General features: G+C 65.6%; 26 protein-coding genes. 13 read left to right on the top strand and 13 right to left on the bottom strand.

What is annotated here, in order from left to right:
• Positions 1 to 2: 2 nt before the first annotated feature.
• From FHR19_RS01755 to FHR19_RS01725, 7 genes are all read right to left on the bottom strand, one after another.
• A complete protein-coding gene (locus tag FHR19_RS01755) occupies positions 3 to 593 on the bottom strand; it encodes a hypothetical protein (protein WP_184023625.1) in 591 nt (196 codons plus the stop codon).
• On the bottom strand, positions 590 to 913 hold the full coding sequence (locus tag FHR19_RS01750) for a hypothetical protein (protein WP_184023623.1): 324 nt from the start codon (positions 911 to 913) through the stop codon (positions 590 to 592). Before FHR19_RS01750 ends, FHR19_RS01755 begins: the two co-directional genes overlap by 4 nt.
• Positions 910 to 1059: a hypothetical protein gene (locus FHR19_RS01745; RefSeq protein ID WP_184023621.1), complete on the bottom strand. Its 150-nt coding sequence runs from the start codon at positions 1057 to 1059 to the stop codon at positions 910 to 912. Before FHR19_RS01745 ends, FHR19_RS01750 begins: the two co-directional genes overlap by 4 nt.
• A 171-nt stretch (positions 1060 to 1230) precedes the next feature.
• Positions 1231 to 1617, bottom strand: a complete 387-nt coding sequence (locus tag FHR19_RS01740) for a hypothetical protein (RefSeq protein ID WP_184023619.1) — start codon at positions 1615 to 1617, stop codon at positions 1231 to 1233.
• Positions 1617 to 1796, bottom strand: coding sequence for a hypothetical protein (locus tag FHR19_RS01735; RefSeq protein ID WP_184023617.1), 180 nt, complete (start codon positions 1794 to 1796; stop codon positions 1617 to 1619). The genes FHR19_RS01740 and FHR19_RS01735 overlap by 1 nt, the downstream gene beginning before the upstream one ends.
• 87 nt (positions 1797 to 1883) lie before the next feature.
• Positions 1884 to 2291 carry an HIRAN domain-containing protein gene (locus FHR19_RS01730; protein WP_184023615.1) on the bottom strand — a complete coding sequence of 136 codons (408 nt, stop codon included), beginning with the start codon at positions 2289 to 2291 and terminating at the stop codon, positions 1884 to 1886.
• 15 nt (positions 2292 to 2306) lie between these two features.
• A complete protein-coding gene (locus tag FHR19_RS01725; protein ID WP_184023613.1) occupies positions 2307 to 2993 on the bottom strand; it encodes a S24 family peptidase in 687 nt (228 codons plus the stop codon).
• A gap of 88 nt (positions 2994 to 3081) precedes the next feature.
• Here FHR19_RS01725 and FHR19_RS01720 point away from each other — a divergent pair, with 88 nt between their 5' ends.
• From FHR19_RS01720 to nusG, 7 genes are all read left to right on the top strand, one after another.
• Positions 3082 to 3318, top strand: a complete 237-nt coding sequence (locus FHR19_RS01720) for a transcriptional regulator (RefSeq protein WP_184023611.1) — start codon at positions 3082 to 3084, stop codon at positions 3316 to 3318.
• Between the two features lie 136 nt (positions 3319 to 3454).
• Positions 3455 to 3925 (top strand): hypothetical protein, encoded by a 471-nt coding sequence (locus FHR19_RS01715; protein ID WP_184023609.1) that lies wholly within the window; start codon positions 3455 to 3457, stop codon positions 3923 to 3925.
• 39 nt (positions 3926 to 3964) lie between these two features.
• A complete protein-coding gene (locus FHR19_RS01710; protein WP_184023607.1) occupies positions 3965 to 4309 on the top strand; it encodes a P-loop NTPase family protein in 345 nt (114 codons plus the stop codon).
• Positions 4306 to 5286: a PcfJ domain-containing protein gene (locus FHR19_RS17940; protein ID WP_184023605.1), complete on the top strand. Its 981-nt coding sequence runs from the start codon at positions 4306 to 4308 to the stop codon at positions 5284 to 5286. Before FHR19_RS01710 ends, FHR19_RS17940 begins: the two co-directional genes overlap by 4 nt.
• Positions 5283 to 5714, top strand: coding sequence for a VRR-NUC domain-containing protein (locus FHR19_RS01700; protein ID WP_184023603.1), 432 nt, complete (start codon positions 5283 to 5285; stop codon positions 5712 to 5714). The genes FHR19_RS17940 and FHR19_RS01700 overlap by 4 nt, the downstream gene beginning before the upstream one ends.
• A 540-nt stretch (positions 5715 to 6254) precedes the next feature.
• Positions 6255 to 6890 carry a hypothetical protein gene (locus FHR19_RS01695; RefSeq protein WP_184023601.1) on the top strand — a complete coding sequence of 212 codons (636 nt, stop codon included), beginning with the start codon at positions 6255 to 6257 and terminating at the stop codon, positions 6888 to 6890.
• 47 nt (positions 6891 to 6937) lie between these two features.
• Complete coding sequence (gene nusG / locus FHR19_RS01690) at positions 6938 to 7528, top strand: transcription termination/antitermination protein NusG (protein ID WP_184023599.1); 591 nt, start codon at positions 6938 to 6940, stop codon at positions 7526 to 7528.
• A 144-nt stretch (positions 7529 to 7672) separates the two neighbouring features.
• On the opposite strand, the gene FHR19_RS01685 is transcribed toward nusG, so the two are convergent.
• The 5 genes from FHR19_RS01685 to FHR19_RS01665 form a co-directional block, all read right to left on the bottom strand.
• Positions 7673 to 7957 (bottom strand): BrnA antitoxin family protein, encoded by a 285-nt coding sequence (locus FHR19_RS01685; protein WP_184023598.1) that lies wholly within the window; start codon positions 7955 to 7957, stop codon positions 7673 to 7675.
• A complete protein-coding gene (locus FHR19_RS01680; protein WP_184023597.1) occupies positions 7947 to 8198 on the bottom strand; it encodes a BrnT family toxin in 252 nt (83 codons plus the stop codon). The genes FHR19_RS01685 and FHR19_RS01680 overlap by 11 nt, the downstream gene beginning before the upstream one ends.
• 354 nt (positions 8199 to 8552) lie before the next feature.
• The gene (locus FHR19_RS01675; protein ID WP_343053123.1) at positions 8553 to 9983 is read right to left on the bottom strand and encodes a YncE family protein; all 1431 of its coding nucleotides are present in this window, start codon (positions 9981 to 9983) and stop codon (positions 8553 to 8555) included.
• The gene (gene copM, locus FHR19_RS01670; protein WP_343053122.1) at positions 9980 to 10435 is read right to left on the bottom strand and encodes a CopM family metallochaperone; all 456 of its coding nucleotides are present in this window, start codon (positions 10433 to 10435) and stop codon (positions 9980 to 9982) included. Before copM ends, FHR19_RS01675 begins: the two co-directional genes overlap by 4 nt.
• 9 nt (positions 10436 to 10444) lie before the next feature.
• Positions 10445 to 10762, bottom strand: a complete 318-nt coding sequence (locus FHR19_RS01665) for a putative sulfate exporter family transporter (RefSeq protein ID WP_184023596.1) — start codon at positions 10760 to 10762, stop codon at positions 10445 to 10447.
• Between the two features lie 23 nt (positions 10763 to 10785).
• Between FHR19_RS01665 and FHR19_RS17820 the strand changes: the two genes are divergently transcribed.
• The 6 genes from FHR19_RS17820 to FHR19_RS01635 are packed head-to-tail and all read left to right on the top strand — an operon-like array spanning position 10786 to position 14026.
• The gene (locus tag FHR19_RS17820) at positions 10786 to 10908 is read left to right on the top strand and encodes a hypothetical protein (protein WP_281375628.1); all 123 of its coding nucleotides are present in this window, start codon (positions 10786 to 10788) and stop codon (positions 10906 to 10908) included.
• Complete coding sequence (locus FHR19_RS01655; RefSeq protein WP_184023594.1) at positions 10908 to 11540, top strand: hypothetical protein; 633 nt, start codon at positions 10908 to 10910, stop codon at positions 11538 to 11540. The genes FHR19_RS17820 and FHR19_RS01655 overlap by 1 nt, the downstream gene beginning before the upstream one ends.
• Positions 11537 to 12334, top strand: a complete 798-nt coding sequence (locus FHR19_RS01650) for a hypothetical protein (protein WP_184023592.1) — start codon at positions 11537 to 11539, stop codon at positions 12332 to 12334. Before FHR19_RS01655 ends, FHR19_RS01650 begins: the two co-directional genes overlap by 4 nt.
• Positions 12331 to 12921: a hypothetical protein gene (locus tag FHR19_RS01645; protein WP_184023590.1), complete on the top strand. Its 591-nt coding sequence runs from the start codon at positions 12331 to 12333 to the stop codon at positions 12919 to 12921. The genes FHR19_RS01650 and FHR19_RS01645 overlap by 4 nt, the downstream gene beginning before the upstream one ends.
• The gene (locus FHR19_RS01640; protein ID WP_184023588.1) at positions 12918 to 13586 is read left to right on the top strand and encodes a hypothetical protein; all 669 of its coding nucleotides are present in this window, start codon (positions 12918 to 12920) and stop codon (positions 13584 to 13586) included. Before FHR19_RS01645 ends, FHR19_RS01640 begins: the two co-directional genes overlap by 4 nt.
• Positions 13586 to 14026 carry a DUF6950 family protein gene (locus FHR19_RS01635; RefSeq protein ID WP_184023586.1) on the top strand — a complete coding sequence of 147 codons (441 nt, stop codon included), beginning with the start codon at positions 13586 to 13588 and terminating at the stop codon, positions 14024 to 14026. The genes FHR19_RS01640 and FHR19_RS01635 overlap by 1 nt, the downstream gene beginning before the upstream one ends.
• Before the next feature lie 6 nt (positions 14027 to 14032).
• Here the strand turns inward: FHR19_RS01635 and FHR19_RS01630 are convergent, their stop codons facing one another.
• Positions 14033 to 14368 (bottom strand): hypothetical protein, encoded by a 336-nt coding sequence (locus FHR19_RS01630; protein ID WP_246359247.1) that lies wholly within the window; start codon positions 14366 to 14368, stop codon positions 14033 to 14035.
• Positions 14369 to 14407 lie beyond the last annotated feature (39 nt).

The raw sequence follows: 14407 nt of genomic DNA, 5'->3' as shown, positions 1-14407 counted from the left end.
AGTCATGCCCCAGCGCTTTCCCGTGCGAAGTGCACGCGGCGGGCATTGAGCGTGTAGCGACGACTCCCCTCGTCGAGGGTCATCGAATCGCCAGCCTTCGACAGCGCATCCAGCGCCGTTAGGTCAGCCTCTTCGTCTGCGGACAGCGGCCCCGCCTCAAGATAGCGCGCCCGTACGTGCTCGCCGTTGCGCGTCGCCCGGAACATCGTCGGCGTGACGAATGTATGGCCCCACTTTTCCGTCCATGCGTCAAGCAACGCTTGAAGCTCCGCATCGGCTTCTTGATGAGGCCCGCTGCGGTCAGGCTCGGTATGGTCGAAGTCGAACAGATCGTCGGCCTCGTAATACTGGTCGTCGATCATGCGCGCGGCGCTGAACTTCAGATCGCCAGGAAGCGCCTCGATGATGTGAAAGCCGTCCTCGTGGCTGGCGTGGCCCTCCTCGATAGCCTGCTCCCGGGTATCGCATGGGCCAACGTCGAACCATTCTTCGTCGCGGCCAGCCCACCACTTCCATGCATTCGCGTCAGTCATCGATTTTCCGCCGCGCTGATTGTTGGCCAGCGCGGCGCCCTCTTGGTGGAACTGGATCATTGGTTCTGGCCCTTCAGGTGGGCCGGATAGACGTGCGCCCAGACGATCGCGCGGCGACCGCTGGCGTTGAGCCGCCGTTCGCCGCTGTCGCGCACCTTGCCCAAGCGCGAGAGCTCGGTGAGCCGCGGCCGGATCGACAGGATGGAGAGGCCCAGCCGGCCAGCGACCTCGTCGGCCGTCAGCCCGCGCGATCGCTCGACCACGGCCAGCGCGCGGGCGCGAAGGAGCGCCGACGTGTTGCCGGCGACGTCCGCCGCGGCGCGGGAAGTGTCGCGCCCCTGCGCGCCGGGCGCGACTGGATAGCGAAACAGGTCGGTCACGCTGCGCGCTCCAGCCGCACCACCGGCGCCCATTCGGCGCAGCTGCGGTGATTGAGGAAGGGATACGACCCGTCGAGCGCGCGGGTCGGCAGCTCGGCGGGGGTGAACGGCCGCGGGCGCGCAGCGGCGAAAGCAGCATCAAGCATGTCGCTCGCTCCGGCGCTCGAGATTGCCCAAGGCGCTGCGCACGCGGCGCAGTTCAATCGATCGCTCCGGCGATGCCGGCTGGGCGAGCAGTGCGTTGCGCCGGACTTCCAAGGCTTCGCGGGTACCGGTGCGCCGCGCAGCGCCGCCGACGTGACCGGTTCGACCGCGCGTCACAGCCGCACCGCTTTCTTGCGAGCCTGCCGGCCGGTCACCCAGCCGTCAGCGAAGACGAGCTTGCCCATGCCGCTTGGCGAGATGATGCGCACGCGACCATCCGCCCGCCGACCAAGGACAGGGCATTCAAACTGGTAGACTGGCGGCAAGCTGCCCGCAGGCCACCACATTTCAGCGTCGCTGGCATTGCGGCGGACGGTCATCCGCTCGACGGCGGCTGGGTCGATGGACAGGCGCGAGAGTTCTGCGCGCTGCTGTGTGGTGAACGGATCGCCGTCGACAATGCCGCCGTACCACGGGTTCGGGTGCGAGGGGATGACGCGGGGCGTAGCGGGCTGTCGCCCGACCACCTTCCCCATCGGCCGCGCGGCGGCTGTCGGCATTACCGACCGAACGCCGCGTAAAACAGGGCCGCCCAGAACAGGCAAAGCATGATCGAGATCGCCAGCCAGACGCGCATCGGTGCGACGTCGTCAGGGTGCGCCGGTTTACAGGTGCGGCAGCGGCAGAACTGATCGTGTGTCGGCCGCTGATGATCGACGTGCGGCTGGGCCTGAAACATCGGAAGCTCCCACTCGGCGAGATGCCGGTAGACGCTTTCTACAAAAGTGCTGTAGTTTAGTCAACAGGAGTTTTGTAGACGACACGATCAGTCGTCCGGCGGGATGTAATCCGGCCAGAAAGGCGGATCCGCGTCCGGCTCCTCCGCGTGCTCGGCTTCAATTTCAGCTTCTCGCGTCGGCGGGAGCGTCGGCTGGCAATCGACGCCCACGCGCGCAATCGCGCCCCACGTCGCCACGTTCTGGAAAATGGCGGTCAGCTCATGGCCGTCGTTCATGTATTTCTTGAGCAGCACGGCGCGCTGGGAGGCGACGTAACCGATCTGAAAGTTGCGCGCGGAGAACACCGCGATCGCGTGCTCGTCGTGCTCATTCTTCGGTTCTGGCACGAGCTCTAGTCGCTCACCCGGATCGCAGAATGCGATTTCCGATCGCCGGTTGCCCCCATTGGCGTTCGGATGATTGGCGCCGACCACGGCAACCGAGAACTGACGCATAGCCACTCCGGCCGGTTACATCTTGCGAGCGATCCAGACCACTTTCCCGATGATCCGCACATCGTTCGGATCAGCCTCTTCGGGCGGGTAATCGGGGTTCGCGGACAGGATCAACAAGACGCGCCTCCCGTCGCGCATGACCGCGCGCAGCCGCTTGATATAGCCCGCCTCAGCATATTCGAGAGCCCACAAGGTATCGCCTAAGTCCAGCCGGGTATCGTTCGTGTCGATCAGCACCAGGTCATGCTTCAACAGCACTGGCTCCATCGAATCACCGAAGCCGGTGGCGATAAAGAGCTTCTCGGTCGGCGCGTGGGTAAGGCCGCGGATGAAATCGAGGTTGAACGGGATCAGCGTGGCGGACGCGTGCTGATCGATCACAGTCCCGGGACCGAGCGCGTACCGAATGTCAAGCTGCCGGATATAGACCAGCTCGCCGCGCGGCTCGGTGTCGCCGTCCCGGTTGGGCTCGCCCTCCTCGAAGGCCATGCGGACATAGCGCATCCATTCCGGGATGCGCTTCGCCTTTTCCGGCTGCTCGAAGTCGGAGATCGATTGCTGGCGCAACTTCATGTCGCTGCCCTCGCGCTGCGCGATCGCGCGCGCGACGTCCGCCAGCTTCGTGGTCGACCAGCCGCGCTTTTTCCGCTCAGCTATCAGCCACTCGCGCTCGCGCTGTACCGCTTGATCTTCGTCCGACATAAGCACGGGAGCTACAAGAACGCTTGTAGGCGTGCGCGTACAAAAGTCCTGTTGCATAGCCTACAGGACTTTGGTAGCGGTGGCAGGTATGAGGACACACCCGTTCCACGCCGCTCTCAAGGACGCGCTGAAAGCGGCCGACGACAACCAGTCGCGGTTCGCTCGGGAGATCGGCACTTCGCAGCAGCTGGTTTCGTACTGGCTGAATAACGGGCGCCCCCTGCCCGCGGAGTACGTCCTCGCCGCTGAGGCGGCTGGCTTCGGCTCGCGCCACGACCTGCGCCCCGACCTGTATCCGCGCGACGCCGAACAGGCTGCCGCATGACCCCCTTCTCCCGACCCGCACGCCCTACCGCGGGCACCTCGCCGGGCGGCGACAACCCCACCCGCTGCCGCCCGGCACTTCATTCGCCCTGCGGCGCGGATGATCGCTTCCCTCTTCATGCAGAAGGCAATGCCCGATGACCGCCCCGCACTTCCACGGCCGCTACCGCACGATCTCCGCGAGTTTGATGCTCGAGACGCTCGGCGCGAGCCTCAGCACGATCAAGGATCAAGACAAAGCGACCGACGCGGATCTAGGCGCAGTGCTCGGCAAGAGCGACGATCGCGCGGCCGCGTATCGCCACGGTGATGCCGACATGGGCGCCGTCTCGCTTCTTCGCGGCATCGCTGCTTGGGACGGTCGCTTCGCCAATGACGCGCTCGCGCTCGTCGGCTTCCGGCTGGTGCCGATAGAGGCGGGCACGGCGAGCGACGCCGCCAGCCTGACCGCGACCTGCGCGCTGCTCGCGAAGAAGGCGAAGGCGCTGGAGGATGGCGTCATCGACGACGACGAACTCGAAGAGATGTGGCCGGAGATCGAGGCGGCATCGCGCGACATCGATCGCCTGCGCGAACGTCGCCGGCTCCGTCTGGTCAGCAACGGTTGAGGATCATGCGCCGGCGGTGACCGGCTGAAGGAGTAGCATATGGACGCCAACCACATTGGCGTCGGGGCGGCGATGGCCGTTCCGGCGGACGTAATCGGCTTGCCTGCTGCGCCCGCGACCAGCCGCACCGCAAATCAGGAGCGGAAAGGCCCGCCGCTATCGGCCGTGCGTATGATGGGCCTGTCGACGGCCGCGGCACTGCTCGGCGGCCAGCAGGCGCTGGCGGATGCGCTGGCTATCGAGCCGCGCAGCCTGCGGCTGAAGCTGTCCGCCGACCGCGGCATCACAGACGACGACCTGCTCTTCGCCGCCGCTGCGCTCGACGTCCGCGCCGAGCGGCTGTGGGACCATGCGGCGAAACTGCGCGCCGAGGCTGGCCAGTGACCTCGCCCCGCAGCATTGATCGTGTGCGGTTCGAGGACGGCAGTCTGGACGACGTCTCGCTTGTCCTGCACCGCGCGCACCCGCTGGCCAGCCAATACATTGCCCAGGCGCCAGTGCTCGCGGCAGCTGCGTGCAGGACGTTGGCGACGCACATTACATACGGCGAGGTCGACCGGTTCGGCAGTCGCGTGGCTGAAGGTCCGCGATTGAAGGATCTGATGGCCGCATACGGCCTCGCCTTACCAATGCGGAAGCTTGTCGCACCGTCGATCCGCACGCGGCACCGCCACGCCTTCGCGGCGTTGGCCCAGCTCGACCCCTCGACGCTGTCGCAATCAATTCCGGACGATAGCCAGGGGGTTTGGCTCGACGGCATCAATCATTGGTCGCTTGATCGTCGCAACAATAGGGCAGGATTGCTCGGCTGGTTCGCGAAAACGTTGGGCGCAGATCTTAGCCGATACGAGCAGGTAGGTTCGTTGATTGACTACCTCGATCGTGGCGGAGGCACCCTCAACGAACGCTGGACTTGGCAACGCGCGATGGCGGCCGTCGAGGAATGGCATCGGACACTTCGCGATGAAGCCGCCCTAGAGCGCACGATGCGGGAGCAGCAGCTCGCGAAGACGTTCGACGATGTCATTTGCAAATCCCTGCTTCCGGACGAAGCGACGGTGGAGGGAATGGTTTTTCGGCCGCTCCGCACGTTGCGGCGCCTCCGCGAGGAGGGGATCGAGATGCGACACTGCGTTGCTGCATACGCCCCGATGGTGAAGCATGGCCAATGCGCGATCGTCGCCGTGAAGCGGCAAGGGGTCGGCATTGCGACGATGGAACTCGACCGCAGCGGGCGCATCGTCCAGCTCAAGGGGCACTGCAATCAGGCGCCTTCGACCGAAACTCGGCGAGCCTGCGACCTTTACGTGCTGCTGTACTGGCGGAATCCAGATGAGCAGGCGGCGGAGCAAGCGGCATGATCGCCACCCTGCGCCGCCTGCTGGCGTTCGAGCCGTTCCGGGGCCGTACGCGCGGCCCCGAGGACGACCTTGCGCTCGTTGTCGGCTCGGCGCTGCGCGGCTGGGTGCTGGAGGGTAAGCTGCACGCCACCTTCACCTGCGTCCCGCACGAGGTCGGCGCCGTATCGCGCAAGTCGCCGGCGTTCCGCACCGCCCAGGCGCGCTACGCCAAGAACATCGCCGCCGGCCTGATCGCCGGCAGCGGCGACTACGTCTTCGTCGGTGAGGACGCGGCCGGCTGGATCGAGCTCAAGTCCTCGACCGGATCGCTGTCGCCCGACCAGCGCGACTTCCGGGAGTGGTGCGGCTTCGTAGGCGCGCGTTACGCCGTCTGCCGTTCCTTGGACGAGGTGCAGGCAATCCTGCGCGGCTGGGGGATGCTGGCGTGAATACCGAGACGCTGCGCATCCTCGTGGCAAAAGGCCTGTCGGCAGCCGACATCCTCGAGATCGCCGAGACGCTTGAGGCCGCTCCCGCGCGCTCGGCTGGTGCTGAGCGACAGGCACGCTACCGCGCCCGCAAGAACCAGAGCCTCGATAACGACGGTGACGTAACGCGTGACGTAAAGCGTGACGTTACAGGGTGTGACGCTGAACCCTCCCCCTCTTCCCCGCCCCTTTCTTCCCCCCCGACCCCCCAACAAACCCCACCCCTACACCCCCACCCGGAGGGGTCTGACGCGCCTACGCGTACGAGGCGGGCCAGCTGGCCCAAGTCCTGCCCACCGCCGCCCGGGGTCAGCGAGGACCAGTGGGCGGGCTTCGTCGCGCACCGCAAAGCGAAGCGCCAGCCGCTTACCGACCGGGCCTACCAGCTGCTCGTCGCCAAGCTGGCGGATCTCGCCGACGATGGCCATCCGCCCGGCGAGATGATCGATCGCGCCGTCGAGCGCGGATGGACGACGGTTTTCCCTCCTGACGAGAAGCGAAATGGATCAGCTCACCACGACCGCCCCAGCGCTTGGGCACCCCGACATGGCCTCGATGGTGTCGAGCCTGCCTCGCTGGACGACTGAGCGTGCAGTCGAGGCTCTCGGCACTGACACACCCGAAGCGCTCACCGCGGCGATCGCGCTGGTCGACCGCGAACTCCGGCCAGTCCCTCGCGATGCCGAAGGCCGCAAAGCATGGGGCTTGGCGATCGACGACCGGCTGCGCCGCCTTGCCGCGAAGATTGCCCCGGGCATGGCGCCAGCCCAAGGCGAAGAATGGCGCTCAGCAATGGTCGAGGCCCTGGCCGATCTGCCCGCCATGGTGGCGCTGACCGCATGCAAGCGGGCGATGCATCGGCCGTTCCAGTTCCTTAACCAGGTGGAAGGCGCGGTGCGCGAGATCGCGGCCAGTGTGATCGAGGAGCGAGAGACGCGTCGTCGCGCCGCTGAGCGCATCCTGCGCGACCTAGAGCGTGCGGCCGCCGCGCCGCCCGCCCTGCCGCCAGCCGATCCCGACCGCCCGGTCACCGCAGACGAGATCCGGGCCATGCCGCCATCTGTGCGCGCGATGGGTGTGAAGATCGGCGCGATCAGCGAGGCTGACGTGGCCGCGGCTCTCGCGGTGGATGAATGACGCGGAGCGGCGTTCCTGATATGTACCAAACGACGGGGCAGAGGATGATGACGAAGGCAGACGGCAACAGTGCAGATCGATGGTGCATCCTGCGCACGGCAGGGGCGCGCACACTTCTGCTCGCCCAGGCGCTTAACGATGCCGGAATGGAGGCATACACACCGACGGTCCTGTCATCGCACCGAGCGCCTCGTCGACGCGCGAAGGTCAAGACGCTTGTCGCTGGCATGCCGACGTTCGTATTCGTCCGGTCGGGACACGTCCCCGATTTGGAGTGGTTGCTCCGGCCGGAGATCACCAGCCCGCTGCCGCCTTTCGCCTTCTTTCGTTACTATGGCCGCCGGGTAGAGGTGCGCGATGCTGAGATTGCCAAGGTTCGGCGACAGGAGACGGCGCAGATCGAGCGCGTGTCCGGCGTTAAGGCCCGCGCCGCGGCGTTCGGCGTCGGAGAAACGATCATGCTGACCGCTGGTTCGTTCGCTGGCCTGCCGGGCATTGTGCGTCAGAGCGACGGCCGGCACACCCTTGTCGTCTTCGGCAATTCGCTGGAGGTGCAGATTGGCACTTCACATCTGCGGGAACAAACGGTAAACGCTTTGTCGTCCAAACAGGACGACTTGGCCCACATGGCCAGGTGAGGTGAGAAGAGCCGGGGCCACGAGCCAACCGCCCTCGCCGATGGCCGCAGAGGAGCGATCCTCGCGAAGTCGCAAGGTTGCCTAGAATCACACCAGCCGCACCGCTTTACCGGTGCACCGTCCATTTCGGCGGCCGACGAACGCTCAGGCGTCCAGCCGCTCGCTAGCTTCGCGCAGGGCATCGTTCATGCGGGTCTGCCAACCCGACCCGGTGGCCCGGTAACGCTCCAACACGGCGGTATCAATACGAAGAGTCACCTGTTGCTTGTCACCCGATCCGGCGGGCCGTCCGCGCTTCGCCTTGGCGGCCGAGAGGGCAGCGGCAAGCTGCGGATGCTCGCTGACAGGACGAGCCTTGGCGAAGTCCGCCTCGGTCCATTCGGGGTTCTCGTCGTCGATGATGACGGGGGGCGTGGACTTACGGGGCATGGCGCTTCACTTCCTTCCGATGCGCACGGCGCAGGTTGATGACACGGACGTTGCTTCCACGCAGGGTGACAGCGGCACAATGCCACACGCCGTCGATCATGCCGTAGATGCGGAAGCGGGGCTCGGCGAAACGATCATCCTCAACGAACACCGCGTCCTCGAGGTCGACAACCCGGTCGAGCGACACGCCATGCTTGGCGATGTTCGCGGCGTTCTTGGCGGGGTCGAACTCGATGTCCATGCATTTTATGTAGCTACGGAAATGACGGCGGTCAACGAATAAACGTAGTTACATAAACGGTTCGTCGCATTGTTAAGTCGACAGTCCGCTTCCGCCCACAATCGGACGTTGAAGCCGGATATACGGGCGCTCGAAAATGGACATTCGTTAAGCGTCATCTTTCCCGTTTCTCCATCACCAAAAGGTCATTTCGGGAAAAAGCAATTGGGAACAGGTTTTGGGAAAACGGGATCTCCCGGACGGCTCGGAGCGTGATCGCCGGGAGACTATCCCGCTATAGGTTCGTTTTTGGGAATCGATAGTTGGAAACGAGCATCGGGGCGTCCCCGATGCTCGTTTAAGAACGGGTATCCGTTACTGTTCGACCTGCCGTTGAACGACGTTGCCCACGGCGTCCGGCTGACCAGACGCGATCACCAGATAGCGACGCGCCCCTGCGGGAGCAGACTGTGTGACGATCTGCCGCAGCGGTCCAACCGCATTCACGATCGCACCGCCTGCGGGATTGGTCATGAACTTGGCCAGCGGTTCTACCGGGCCTTTGCCATCGGGGCTGGTGGACAGGCCCAGCACGAACGGTATCTTCGGCGGCAGGCCCGCGACGGCGGCTTGCAGGATCTGCACCTGCCCCTGATCGAACAGCGTCACCTGGCTTCGTCCGGTGCCGGAGAGCATCAGCTGAACCTTCTCACCCGCCTTGGCGAGTGGTTGGAGATTGGCCATGCCGGTGCCTGACGGCACCGCGCCTGGAACATAGGCGACCCCTTGCGGGCCTTGCCCGATCGGGATGGTCGCGATGACCTTGTTCGTCGCGGTGTCGATCGCGGCAACCGCATCGGCATTCTCCAAGCCGACATAGATGCGGCTGCCGTCGCCCGAGGGCCATAGCCCGTGCGGCAGCGCTCCAACCGGGACCGTCGCGACCTGGGTGAAATCGTCGGTGCGGAACACCTTCACGACATTTTCGGTGCCGACCGTCACATAGGCGAACTGGCCACGCGGCGTCTTCGCGATATTGACGTGATTGGTGATCGCGCCTGTCGCGAAGCTCTTCAGGACCGCGAACGGAGGTTTCGCGTTGAACACCATGACCTTGCCGATGTCCTTCAGCGTCAGCCAGACCTGCTTGCCATCGGGCGTCGCGGCGATGTCGGGGCAGAAGGGACTTTCCTGCTTCACCCGGCCGACGATCTGCTTCGACGTGGTGTCGATCACCACGGTTTCGGGCGAGAAGCTGGAGCAGACATAGCCATACTTCCCGTCCGGCGAGAAGATCGTCATGCCGGGACCGTTCGGGACGGGAATGCGGCCCGTCTCCTTGTAGGTCGTACCATCGAGGACGGCGATATAGTCCTCGCCGCGCACGCTGACCCAGACCTCCCGGCCGTCGGGGCGGAAGAAGGCCTCGTGCGGGCTGCGGCCGACATAGGTCGTGTGGCGAACGCTGTTGGTGGCGGTGTCGATGAAGCTGACCGCATTCGATCCGATCGACACGACGGCGAGCGTCCGCCGGTCGGGCGAGAAGCCCATGCCGTGGACCAGCAGCTGCCCACGATAGAGCGGGCTGAGGTTCATCGGCGTCGGATCGCCCAGCTTGATGACGCCAAGAAGCCGGTTGGTCGACGGATCGATGACCGACACGGTGTTGGAAAACTGGTCCGAGGTGTAGAACCGGTCGCTGGACGAGACGGGCATGTCGGGCTGTGCGTTCGGCACCTGCTGCGCGGTCGCCGCGACGGGGGCCAGCATGGTGCCGGCAAGGGCTGCGAGGATCAGCTGCTTCACCGATGGGTTCCTTCCGAATGGTGGGTCTGGGGAGCGGCGGGAGCGCCGCCCTTTTCGTTCAGGATGGCCTGCATCACGGCAATCTCCTGCCGCTGCTCGACGATGATGCCTTGTGCCATGCGGCGTAGCCGCTCGTCCTTGCCGAAGCGGAGTTCCGCCTCGGCCATGTCGATCGCACCCTGATGATGCGGGATCATCATCGCGGCGAAGTCGCGATCGGGATCGCCGGTCGATGGGACCGCCATCGCCTGATGCATGCGCTGCATCGCACCGGCCATCACGGTGGCGAAGTCGCTGGTCTGGGCCAGCGCCGTGCCGCTGACCAGAGCGGCAGCGGCGAGCGCTGTCTTGAGCGGGATTCTCACGATATCGGCAACTCCATACGGTCGGACACGGGCGATCCGCGCATCCGGCTCAACATAAACCCATGTCATTCGATCCGCTTCGGCCACGATCGGCCGTCACGCGGTGTGCAACAGGGCCAGCAGGGTCATGCTGATCGCGCCCAGGACGAGCAGCGACAGCACCACGGCAGTCGTCACCTTGCCGCCTGCCTTTGCGACGGTGCGAACGTCGACGCCCAACCCCAATGCCGCCATCGACACCACGGTCAGCAAGGTGGCAATGCGGCCGATCGGCGGAATCGCAGCGGTCGGCACCAGCCCAAACGACCGGCAGGCGACCATCACGAGAAAGCCGATGATGAACCACGGGACGAGATGAGCGAGATCGAACGTCTTTGCCCGCGCGGTGCCCGCCACGACCTCTTCCGCAGGCATTCGCGCTCGATTTCGGCACGGTGATGACCATGGGGGCGCATCTCGGCGCCGACCTCGAGCTGCTGGCGGCGGTGCTGCCCGACGTCGAAGACACGATCATCGACAACCTGAACGGCGATGCGCCGGATGACGAGGGGGAGGCATAATGGCGCGTCAAATCGCTATCCGCCTCGGCACAACGGGCAAGGCGCAGGTCGTCGCCGACCTCGACAGCATCGGTACGACCGGCGATGCCGCGTTTAACCGCGTCGCCCGCGCGGCCGTGAAAGCCGGCCGCGACGCCGATCAGGCGATGGAGTTCGCGCAGCGCCAGGCGGCCAAGCTGTCGGCGCTCCTGCCGGGGCTCAACCCCACGAAGCTCGACATGGCCGCGGGTGTACGCGACCAGATCGGCAAGAGCGCCGAGAGTTCGGCCGCGGTCTTCTCCTCCGCTTATGCGCAGATGGAGGCACGCGCCCGCGCGCTGATGCTGGCGATCGATCCGGTCGCCGCCGCGCAGGACCGCTTCAATGCGGAGATGTCCGAGGCCCGCGCGCTCGTCAGCGGCGGCGTCCTGTCGCTCGACCAGTATGTCGCAAAGCTCCAGCATGAGAAGCAGGCGCTAGATGCGGTGATGGTGGCGAACGGTCGAGCGGCGGGCACATCGCGCCAGATGGCGCAGGCGATGACCGCGGGGCGTACGACGCGAATACCGATGCCGAAAACAGGACGGCCGAAGACCGGCAGAAGGCGGCGGACTATGCGCGCGACTATCTCGCCGATCAGAGCGATCGTATGACGCTGCTCACGCGCGAGCGCGCCCTCGTTGCGGCCAACGACAACGCGCGGGAGCTCGAACTCGAAAAGCTGCGTATCGCGCTCGATCTTCGCCGGCGCTTCCCCGATATGGCCACCGCCGACCTCGACGCTATCCTCCAGACCGTCGAAGGCCAGGCCCAGCTGAACGACGAGATTCGCCGCACCGCTGCCGCGCTCGATGAGGCGCGCCAGTTCGGCATGGACTTCGTTGAGACCGTGCTGTCGCCGCAGACCTGGGAGGATTGGGGGGAAGGCGGAAAGCGCATCCTGTCGATGCTGAAGACCGAGTTCCTGAAGCTTGCGCTGCTGAACCCGATCCGCAACCTGCTCAACGGCAACAGCGACGCACCGACGCTTGGTTCGATCTTCAGCAACATCGCCAAGGTGATCGGCGGCGTCAGCGGCGGGCCGTCGACGCCGATGGCGCGCTCCGGCGAGATCCGCAATATGCTGGGGCTGGCGTCGGGGACCGAATACTGGTCCGGCGGCGCTGCGCTGGTCGGCGAACACGGTCCCGAGATCGCATCGCTGCCGACTGGGACGCGCGTCACCTCCGCCGCTGCCACACGCCGCATGATGAACGAGAGCGCGAGCAAGGTGCAGGTCGAGGTGGTGCCGAACGAGCTTTTCGACGTGCGCGTCCGCACGATCGCCGCTCCCATGGCGCAGGAGGCCGCAGCGATCGGCGCGGCGCGGGGCGCGGCGGGCGGCGCCGAAATGGCCACGAACAACGCCTCAATGCGGTCCGCACGGCGGCTCGGGCGACGCTGGTGAGCGTCACGATCCCCCGTCAACGCATCGCCAGCGCGGCGCTTCGCCCGGTGCTGTTCAGCGGCGAGCAGGAAGGCGTCTTGGGCGGCGTCGACCTGCCCGTCCCACGCATGGGCGACCGGTTCGCGATCGACATCAAAACCGCGCAGCTGCGTCAGGATGACGCTTCGCGCACGCTGATCGCCGCGCTGACCGCTGCGACAACGGACGACGCCATTATCTCGATCGGTCAGCCGGGCGTCAGCGCTGGAGCGTCAAACGGCGTGGTCAGCGGAAACGGCCAGGGTGGGACAAGCCTCGCCATTCGCGGCCTCGTCGCAGGCCAGGTGATTCCAGCGAGCTTCTACTTCAGCGTCATCCATGCCGGTCGGCGTCAGGTCTATATGACGCGAGCGGCTGCCACGGTCAGCAGTGGCGGCACGGTTTCGCTGTCGATCTGGCCGATGCTACGCTTTTTGACGGTCGACGGGGAGATGGTTGAGCTTGTCGATCCGAAGATCGAAGGCAAGCTGAGCGGCTTCGACGCCGGCGCCGCATGGACACGCAATCGCACCGATCCCCTCGGCTTCAGCATCCGCGAGCGGCAATGACCTTTCGGCTCACGCCCCAAATGGCGTCGGCGCTGCGCGCCGGCACCTTCCCGATCGCGCCGCTCGTCGAGATCAAGCTGCCGGGTTACACCCTTCGGCATCTGGTCGGCGCGGGCGAGGTGGCATGGTTCGACGGATCGACCACGCGCACGTTTTCCGGCCGCGACCCTCGGTTCGGCGCGCTCGTTTCTACTGGTGACCTTCGCGACGGTGCTTTGGACGAAGCGCCCGACTGGGATCTGACGTTCGCACCACCGAGCGAGGTAGCTGTAGAAGACCTGACGCTGGCGAGCGCGCAAGGCAGTGAGGTCAGTGCCTTTCTCGGCGTCGTCGATCGTTCGACCGGCATGCTGATCCCCGAGCCGCTGCAGCTTTTCGCCGGCGAGCTAGATGTCGCCCGGCTCCGTATCGGCAAGGGCAGCCGCACGGTCGAATGGCGCTGCGTATCCGCCCTCGAGCGATTTCACGATCAGGAACGCGGCGCGCGCCTGTCAGACGCCTGGCACAAGCTTGTGTGGCCCGGGGAAACCGGCCTCGCCAACATGAGCGGGATCGAAAAGACGTCGTTCTGGGGGGTGGAGAACCCACCCAGCGGCGTTTCCTATGGGGGTGGCGGAGGCGGAGGTGCGCGGCTGTCCGAAGGCCGCTTCGAGAGAGAGTTCTGATGAACGAGATGATCGCGCGCGTGGCCGCTGCGCAGGCGACGCTGGACCAGTGGAAGGGCAAACCCTTCAAACTCGGCCGTGCCGATTGCGTGCGGGTCGCGGCGTCGCACCTGCGCCGCATGGGGCACCGCGTGAAGCTGCCACCCGCGGGGAGCTATGCCACCGCTCGGTCTGCGCTGAAGGCGCTCAAAAATCGCGGTTTCTCGACCCTAGTCGAGGCGATGGACGGCGCGGGGTTCGATCGCATCGCGCCTGCTGCTGCGCTGCCTGGCGATATTGTAGCGCTCCCCGACGATATGGGTATCGGCTGTCTAACTGTTGCCATGTCCAACGGCCGGGTGGCCGGATTTCATCAGGACACAATTGGCCTCGAAGTCCTGCAACCGTCCCAATACGTCGCAGCTTGGAGGGTGTCGCTAGGCGTGAAACCCGGCCGTTGATTGGTATCAGTCCTTGTCCGGCTTAATGCCCACGCACCGCTTCCAAGCGCCGCCAATCGTTCCAAACTTCTTACGATACTCGATCCGGCTTCCCGTACCTTCGGGGAAAACGGCGAAGGCGAGCGACACCGCCCCATATCCGTTCTTGACCAGGACGACTCTGGAGCCGTCGTCGCGGGGCATCGGCACGGTGTTGTTCCGATTGGCCAAGCAAAACGAGACTTCGTCCGCCGACTTGTCGGATTTGAAGACCTGAGTTGGCGCCATCTGCATGACCTCGTTGGTCGATGCGCAGCCGCTCAACAGCACTGCGCCGATCAGCGCCGCTTTGCCTTTCACCATTTGCAGTCCCCCTTCCGCCGAATGACGGACTTCGATCCT

This window comes from Sphingomonas yantingensis, assembly GCF_014199325.1.
Taxonomy (GTDB): Bacteria; Pseudomonadota; Alphaproteobacteria; order Sphingomonadales; family Sphingomonadaceae; genus Sphingomonas; species Sphingomonas yantingensis.
This window is presented reverse-complemented; position numbering and strand designations above follow the sequence as displayed.

Bases quoted from the DNA above. Each gene is read 5' to 3' on its own strand.
- FHR19_RS01725 (WP_184023613.1), bottom strand. From the start codon at position 2,993: ATGTCGGACGAAGATCAAGCGGTACAGCGCGAGCGCGAGTGGCTGATA.
- FHR19_RS01720 (WP_184023611.1), top strand. From the start codon at position 3,082: ATGAGGACACACCCGTTCCACGCCGCTCTCAAGGACGCGCTGAAAGCG.
- FHR19_RS17820 (WP_281375628.1), top strand. From the start codon at position 10,786: ATGACCATGGGGGCGCATCTCGGCGCCGACCTCGAGCTGCTGGCGGCG.
- FHR19_RS01685 (WP_184023598.1), bottom strand. From the start codon at position 7,957: ATGCCCCGTAAGTCCACGCCCCCCGTCATCATCGACGACGAGAACCCC.
- FHR19_RS01680 (WP_184023597.1), bottom strand. From the start codon at position 8,198: ATGGACATCGAGTTCGACCCCGCCAAGAACGCCGCGAACATCGCCAAG.
- FHR19_RS01700 (WP_184023603.1), top strand. From the start codon at position 5,283: ATGATCGCCACCCTGCGCCGCCTGCTGGCGTTCGAGCCGTTCCGGGGC.
- FHR19_RS01630 (WP_246359247.1), bottom strand. From the start codon at position 14,368: ATGGTGAAAGGCAAAGCGGCGCTGATCGGCGCAGTGCTGTTGAGCGGC.
- nusG (WP_184023599.1), top strand. From the start codon at position 6,938: ATGACGAAGGCAGACGGCAACAGTGCAGATCGATGGTGCATCCTGCGC.
- FHR19_RS01640 (WP_184023588.1), top strand. From the start codon at position 12,918: ATGACCTTTCGGCTCACGCCCCAAATGGCGTCGGCGCTGCGCGCCGGC.
- FHR19_RS01665 (WP_184023596.1), bottom strand. From the start codon at position 10,762: ATGCCTGCGGAAGAGGTCGTGGCGGGCACCGCGCGGGCAAAGACGTTC.
- FHR19_RS01755 (WP_184023625.1), bottom strand. From the start codon at position 593: ATGATCCAGTTCCACCAAGAGGGCGCCGCGCTGGCCAACAATCAGCGC.
- FHR19_RS01710 (WP_184023607.1), top strand. From the start codon at position 3,965: ATGGACGCCAACCACATTGGCGTCGGGGCGGCGATGGCCGTTCCGGCG.
- FHR19_RS01715 (WP_184023609.1), top strand. From the start codon at position 3,455: ATGACCGCCCCGCACTTCCACGGCCGCTACCGCACGATCTCCGCGAGT.
- FHR19_RS01735 (WP_184023617.1), bottom strand. From the start codon at position 1,796: ATGTTTCAGGCCCAGCCGCACGTCGATCATCAGCGGCCGACACACGAT.
- FHR19_RS01730 (WP_184023615.1), bottom strand. From the start codon at position 2,291: ATGCGTCAGTTCTCGGTTGCCGTGGTCGGCGCCAATCATCCGAACGCC.
- FHR19_RS01650 (WP_184023592.1), top strand. From the start codon at position 11,537: ATGACGCTGCTCACGCGCGAGCGCGCCCTCGTTGCGGCCAACGACAAC.
- FHR19_RS01740 (WP_184023619.1), bottom strand. From the start codon at position 1,617: ATGCCGACAGCCGCCGCGCGGCCGATGGGGAAGGTGGTCGGGCGACAG.
- FHR19_RS01745 (WP_184023621.1), bottom strand. From the start codon at position 1,059: ATGCTTGATGCTGCTTTCGCCGCTGCGCGCCCGCGGCCGTTCACCCCC.
- FHR19_RS01655 (WP_184023594.1), top strand. From the start codon at position 10,908: ATGGCGCGTCAAATCGCTATCCGCCTCGGCACAACGGGCAAGGCGCAG.
- FHR19_RS01635 (WP_184023586.1), top strand. From the start codon at position 13,586: ATGAACGAGATGATCGCGCGCGTGGCCGCTGCGCAGGCGACGCTGGAC.
- FHR19_RS01695 (WP_184023601.1), top strand. From the start codon at position 6,255: ATGGATCAGCTCACCACGACCGCCCCAGCGCTTGGGCACCCCGACATG.